We start from the raw sequence: 6277 nt of genomic DNA on the forward strand, positions 1-6277 counted from the left end.
GGCGAAACAAAGGATCTTTTCTTTCATTCTAATGATTTGAATGGTGTATCATACACTGAGTTAAAAGTTGGCGATGCAGTCAGCTTTGACGTTGTTGAGGGCGACAAAGGCCCTAGCGCAAAAAACGTAACACGCGTATAACATGCAAATCTTAAAAACCACCGCTGTTAGGCGGTGGTTTTTATTTTCATATGCAATTCGGAGTTTTTATGAATTTCCATTATTTGTAGGTTGACATAATATAATTGGTATAATAAAATTAACCTATAATAATTAAATAATTAATAAAAAACAATGTCAAAATATAAAGTTTTACTAATAAGTGTTGTTATTTTGGGATTAATGCCATTTTTACATTCAGGAGTAGGGGCACAGACAACTGATACAACGGTCAGCAACCAAGCCGATCAGGCTATTTCAGAAAGTGCCGGTCTAGATGACCAGTTAGAACCTTTAGATGACATTCAGGTTGATGAAGCTGAAAGTATTCCATCTAGCTTTGGATTTTGGTGGCGAAATATAAGAGAATGGACTTCTTTAGCGCTAACTCTTGACCCGGTTAAAAAAGCGGAAAAACAATTAAAATTTGCTGAAGAAAGAACAAGATTGGCAAATTATATAATACAGAACAGCACAGACCCCAAGGTTCAAGAGAAAGCTCAACGAATGATAGAAAAAGCAAATCAGTATATGCAAAGGATAGAAGATAAAAAGGACGAACTAGCAAAAAGGGCCGATGAAAAGTCTCAAAAGATTCTAGACAACATAGCGAAACACAATTTAAACAAACAGAGAGTTTTAGAAAAAATAGAAGATAAACTTTCTCCGGAAAAAATAGAAGAGTTCCAACAGTTGCGCAAGGCAATTGAAGAAAAAGATAAAAACTTTTTAGAGAATCTGCAAAATAATCCTAATATTCCTCAAGAGGTAAAAGACAGAATTTCTAATACGATGTCTAGAATACAGGATATGCAAAAAGCCAGAGAAGAATTAAGAGTTCAGCAAAAAGATATATTGGAAGCCATAAAAGCCGGGAGTCAGGAAGCTAAAGATCAATTTGAAAAATTAAGAGAAGAAAGAAAGCAGAACTTAGAAAAAATCAGAGAACAATTCAAAGAACAAAAAGACGAAATTATAAATAAAATTAAAGCAGGAGACGAAAATGCTGTTGAAAGATTAAAAGAGCTTAACCAAAGGCGACAAGCAGAAGCCGAAAAAATGCGTGAAGAAATCAAACAAAAAGCCACTGAGATGAGAAATGAAATGCAACAGAGAAAACAAGAAGAATTAGATAAATTAAGACAATTGAAGGAAGGTACCCAGAATAGCGATACCGATAATTAAAATTATAATTATTTCAAAACCCAAAGCCGTCGTTAAGAGGCTTTGGGTTTTGTCTTTTTATAAGGTTTGATTAATATAATAGAGATAGCATGGAATACAACAAAGTTATTAAACAATTGAAATCTTTGAGAAATTCAGAAAATGTTAAAGGCATGGTAAGATTTGGAATTAGACCAAAAGCTAAAGTTTATGGAATACCTATTCCTGAATTAAGAAAAATCGCCAAGTTTATAAAAAAAGACCATAAGTTAGCGTTAAAACTCTGGGATTCTAAAATTCATGAGGCAAAAATTTTAGCAGGTCTCATAGCCGACCCGGAGAAGACAACAGAAAAACAAATTAACAAGTGGGTTAAAAATTTTGATTCATGGGATATTTGTGACCAAACCTGCATGAACCTGTTTTGTAAGACAAGGTTTGCTTATAAAAAAGTTTTTGAATTTAGCAAAAGAAAAGAAGAATTTGTGAGAAGGACAGCGTTTGCTTTGATATCTGCTTTAGCTGTCCATGATAAAAAAGCGACCAATAAAGACTTCGTGAAATTTTTTTCTATTATTGAGAAGGCCGTATTTGATGAAAGAAATTTTGTCAAAAAAGCGGTAAACTGGTCGTTGAGACAGATTGGCAAAAGAAATCCAGTTTTAAATAAAAAATCAATAAGTTTGGCAAAGAAAATAATTAAAATAAATTCTAAGTCGGCTAAGTGGATTGCCGGTAACGCAATCAGGGAATTAGAAAGTAAAAAAATACAAAAAATGTTATCATATAAATAACAATGAAAAATCATAAGGGAGCCTCCACAATATCTTTGATTGTTATTATTTTAGCTATAATAATTATAGTTGGTGTTTTTGTTTATCAATTTTACCTAGCAGGGATAGAGCAGGCCATAGCTCCCATAGAGCCTTCTGCCGGACAAAATTATAAATAAAATTATTGCCTCAACTTTTTATGAACATAATAAAAAGAATAATCGGGAAAGGTAAATTTTTATATAAGATATTTGAATGGGGCGTTTTGATAAAAGCCGTTTATGGGTTTTTCGAGATTTTAGGCGGTATTTTATTATCAATTTCAGGCCAAAAAGTTATAGATAATATATTAATTTTAATAACCCGCCAGGAAATAATAGAAGACCCTAATGACTTTGTGGCGAATTATTTAATTGGATTATCCAACGATTTTTCTATTGGTACGCAAGTTTTTGCCGTTCTTTTTCTTATTTTTCACGGAGTAGTCAATATCTTATTAGCCGTTTCTTTACTTAAAAAAAGAGTCAAGGCTTTCCCAGTAGCTATGTCTATTTTTTGTGTTTTTATAGTTTACCAACTGTATAGATATTTTCATACGTATTCTCTTCTTTTGTTGTTCCTGACATTTTTTGATATTCTAATTGTTTTTATAGTTTGGTTGGAATATAAGAAACTAACCCTTAAAAATAAAGATTAACGCAAAGTTTTTTTATGGATAACAAAGTTTTTATTATCATATTTGTTTTACTATTTTTAACTTTTTTATCATTCTTATTTTTTACTAATCAGTCAGAAAAAAAATGGGGAAAAGTTTGTTTTAAAGAACATTGTTTTAATGTCCAGTTAGCTAAAAATAATATAGAAAGAACAAAAGGATTAATGTTTCAAAAATCCTTAGAACAGAATCAAGGAATGCTGTTTTTGTTTGATAAAGAGGCAAAATATCCTTTCTGGATGAAAAACACATTTATCCCATTGGATATAATATGGATAGATAAAAATAATAAGATTGTTTTTATTAGCGAAAATAATCAACCTTGCAAATGGTATTATTGTCCTTCTGTAAATCCGGGAGTAGACGCAAAGTATATTTTAGAGGTTAACAGCGGAATAGTTAAAAAAATTGGTTTGAAATTGGCAGACGAATTAAGTTTGACATATTGACAGTTGTTTTGTGGTACAATATAAGAAAGGCCGATTTTATTAAAAACAAAATTTATATAAAATGCAAAAATTAAGCACAGTAGATTTAATTGCTCTTATATTAGTTGTTGTCGGCGGTTTGAATTGGGGATTAATAGGATTGGCAGATTTTGACCTTGTTGCTGCAATTTTTGGAGCAATGTCGGTGTTATCTCGCATAGTTTATCTTTTAGTTGGTCTTGCGGCAATTTATTTGGCTGCAATTTCAATGAAATTAGAAAAAAAATAATATTTTTTGACTAAAAAAGCGGTGTTCACTGGTTGTGACGTCGCTTTTTTGTAGAATTATAGAAAATTGATAAGATTAATATAAATATCCCCAGGTTTGAAGCTTGTCGGAATCTTCATACCAGCCAAGCCCTATGTCGGTTCTGTAAAACATATTTTGTAAAAGTATATTTTCAATACGACCATAAGCCTGTTTTCTTGCATCTTCAACAGTGGTACCAGACCCAGTAACAACCAAAGCATATCCGGATTCTCCAGCTATTCTCCATGAACCATCAACAAGCTTAACATCTCCTAAATGTACGCCATCTATGCTGGGTTTTTTAAAAATAATTGATAAATCTTTATAGATATTCATTTCTGACTTGTCATCATACGGGAATGGGGGAACAGCGCAGACGATTCCAAGCTGAAAACCTTTTTTTGTTTTTAATTCAAAATTTTCTCCCTTGGCAAGAGAATATAAAAATTCTCCCCAGTAACTGATTATTCCTTCCATTTGTATTGATATTATAGGGTATCCGAATCGGCAAGTAAATTCCAAAGGGTAAATTCCCCTGGCGTTGGCAATGCAATTTATATCAATATAGCCGACATATCCGGATTTTTTGATATCTTCTTTCATTTTTTCTAATGTTGTTTTAAAGATTGTGTTTTGCCCTGAATGATAAAGAAGTGTGCCCATTTCTCCGGTGAATGGGCCTATGTCCCCCGGAAAAAGTTTTTTATGCTCAAAGTTTACATTTATGGGATATATAAAATCATTACCATTAAAAAAGGCGCCTACTGCAATTTCAATTCCTTGCGCGAATTTTTGTAGTTGGAAATGTCTTACTTTTTTTTCTAAAACTTTTTTGTTTGAACGGATTATTTCATGGATGTCTTTTCCGTCTTCGTCTTTTCCTAAAAATAAAAGACCTTTTGAATCAGACTGCATAAATCCAGAAGGTTTGTAAACATATCTTCCGGGGTTTTCTTCAATGAATTTGAGAGCCAAATCATAATCAGTAAAATCCCAATGAGGAAGTATTAACATTCCAACTCTTTTCATTTCTGACTGGCCAAATTCACGGTCTTCTTCTAATTTGTCGGTATAAACACTGCCGCCGACAACTAATTTACCAGATTTTCTTAATCTATCAGCTTCTTCTCCAAAACCAACATCGTCAAAAACAACAACATCGGCCCATTCTATATGTTCTTTCCAATTTGGAACTTTATCTAAAAATCCATCGTAAACGTCTTTATCGCTTTCGGCTTTAATGTAGATTTTTACTTCGTGGCCTTCTTTTTTAATTTGAAAAGCCAAGTCTCCTGATAAGCTTTCCCAGCTTACAAATAATAATTTTCTCTTTTGTTTTTCTATCGCTGGCAGATTATTTTTTCCATTTTGTTCGTTCATTATTTTTTTTGTTTTCCTTTTTTAAATTTTTTAATTATAACATCAAATAAAAATTATACAAAAAAACAATCGTATTTTTACGATTGTTTTTTTGTAAAGTCGTTAATTAATTAGCGACTGAATCTTGGAGGTCTTTTTTTAGACCAGCATTCTCTGCAATAGATTGGCCTGTCGGGAGCTGGTTCAAAAGGAAGTTCTGTAATTTCTGTGCCGCATTCGCCGCACTTCCAGTTTCCTTTGACCATTTCTCTAGGACCAAAACTTCCACTTCCCCCTCTTTGGTTATCGAATTTTTTGAAGACCATTGAAATGATTTTGCTTTTATTTTAATAAAAAAGCGACCTTTTAATAATGACTCTTAAGCCGCTCTACTTATTGGGTCTTCAATTTTTAATTAAAAACTGACTAAGATACTCCGACTTATCGTCTATTTTGATTATGCTCCTTTTCAAATAGAAGTCAAGATCTCGGTTGATTTTTTAATTTTTAGAGTTTAATATAAAAATATATAGCAATGAAAAAAGTTTTTTTAATTATTTTAATAATAGTAGTGATAGCTCTAGTCATCGGAGCTTTTGTTTTATTTTGGCAGAAGAAAGACCAGGAATTGCCAAAAGAAACTGGGATTGGTATTGAAGTTTTTCTTCCTAAGGCAGACGAAGAGGTGCTAAGTCCGTTGGAAATTAAGGGAACTGTCAACGGATCAGGTTGGATTGGTTTTGAAGGTCAGGTAGGAACAGTTAATCTAATAGATAGCGAAGGCAATAAATTAGCAGAAGGAGTTTTAAAGGCGACAACAGATTGGACGCAACCTCAGATCAGATTTGAATCAACACTAAATTTTGTATCCCTTAACATCGATGCCGGAAAACTTGTTTTTAACAATGAAAATCCTAGTGACTTACCTCAAAACAGCAGACAATTTATTTTACCGGTTAAAATTGCCAAAACCGTCCAAGGCACAATACAGGTCAAACTTTATTTTAATAACAATAGCACAGACCCCGAGTACGCTTGTAAAAAAGTTTTACCGGTAGATAGGGGAGTTTCTGAAACGCAATCAGTTGCCAGAGCTGCTTTAGAAGAACTATTAAAAGGGCCGACAAGACAGGAAATATTAGACGGATTTTTTACAAGCATTAACTCCGATGTTAAAATCCAAAAGTTAACAATTGAAAATACTGTGGCAAAAGTTGATTTTAATGATAATTTAGAAAAAAATGTAGGAGGTTCTTGTAGAGTGTCGGCAATAAGAAACCAGATAACTCAAACACTTTTACAATTTAAAACAATTGAAAGCGTTGTGATATCTATAAACGGCAGAACTGAGGATATTTTACAGCCGTAG

The 6277-nt window shown here is 32.6% G+C and carries 10 protein-coding genes; 8 read left to right on the plus strand and 2 right to left on the minus strand.

Annotated elements, in window-relative coordinates:
- From Q7J54_04490 to Q7J54_04520, 7 genes are all read left to right on the plus strand, one after another.
- A partial coding sequence (locus tag Q7J54_04490; GenBank protein ID MDO8740798.1) for a cold shock domain-containing protein occupies positions 1–141 on the plus strand: 141 nt, incomplete at its 5' end.
- Between the two features lie 153 nt (positions 142–294).
- Positions 295–1344, plus strand: a complete 1050-nt coding sequence (locus tag Q7J54_04495; GenBank protein ID MDO8740799.1) for a DUF5667 domain-containing protein — start codon at positions 295–297, stop codon at positions 1342–1344.
- Positions 1345–1433: 89 nt separating this feature from the next.
- A complete protein-coding gene (locus Q7J54_04500) occupies positions 1434–2117 on the plus strand; it encodes a DNA alkylation repair protein (protein MDO8740800.1) in 684 nt (227 codons plus the stop codon).
- Positions 2118–2119: 2 nt separating this feature from the next.
- Positions 2120–2275, plus strand: a complete 156-nt coding sequence (locus Q7J54_04505; GenBank protein ID MDO8740801.1) for a hypothetical protein — start codon at positions 2120–2122, stop codon at positions 2273–2275.
- Between the two features lie 20 nt (positions 2276–2295).
- Positions 2296–2793 carry a DUF2127 domain-containing protein gene (locus Q7J54_04510; protein MDO8740802.1) on the plus strand — a complete coding sequence of 166 codons (498 nt, stop codon included), beginning with the start codon at positions 2296–2298 and terminating at the stop codon, positions 2791–2793.
- Between the two features lie 14 nt (positions 2794–2807).
- On the plus strand, positions 2808–3260 hold the full coding sequence (locus Q7J54_04515) for a DUF192 domain-containing protein (protein ID MDO8740803.1): 453 nt from the start codon (positions 2808–2810) through the stop codon (positions 3258–3260).
- A 61-nt stretch (positions 3261–3321) separates the two neighbouring features.
- Positions 3322–3528: a DUF378 domain-containing protein gene (locus Q7J54_04520; GenBank protein ID MDO8740804.1), complete on the plus strand. Its 207-nt coding sequence runs from the start codon at positions 3322–3324 to the stop codon at positions 3526–3528.
- A gap of 75 nt (positions 3529–3603) precedes the next feature.
- Here the strand turns inward: Q7J54_04520 and Q7J54_04525 are convergent, their stop codons facing one another.
- Both Q7J54_04525 and Q7J54_04530 read right to left on the minus strand, forming a co-directional pair.
- Positions 3604–4929, minus strand: coding sequence for a phosphoribosylamine--glycine ligase (locus Q7J54_04525; protein ID MDO8740805.1), 1326 nt, complete (start codon positions 4927–4929; stop codon positions 3604–3606).
- Between the two features lie 110 nt (positions 4930–5039).
- The gene (locus Q7J54_04530) at positions 5040–5234 is read right to left on the minus strand and encodes a hypothetical protein (GenBank protein MDO8740806.1); all 195 of its coding nucleotides are present in this window, start codon (positions 5232–5234) and stop codon (positions 5040–5042) included.
- Positions 5235–5443: 209 nt separating this feature from the next.
- On the opposite strand from Q7J54_04530, the gene Q7J54_04535 reads away from it, so the two are divergent.
- Positions 5444–6277, plus strand: a complete 834-nt coding sequence (locus Q7J54_04535) for a GerMN domain-containing protein (protein MDO8740807.1) — start codon at positions 5444–5446, stop codon at positions 6275–6277.

This window comes from Candidatus Woesearchaeota archaeon (assembly GCA_030651135.1).
GTDB lineage: Archaea > Nanobdellota > Nanobdellia > Woesearchaeales > JACPBO01 > JACPBO01.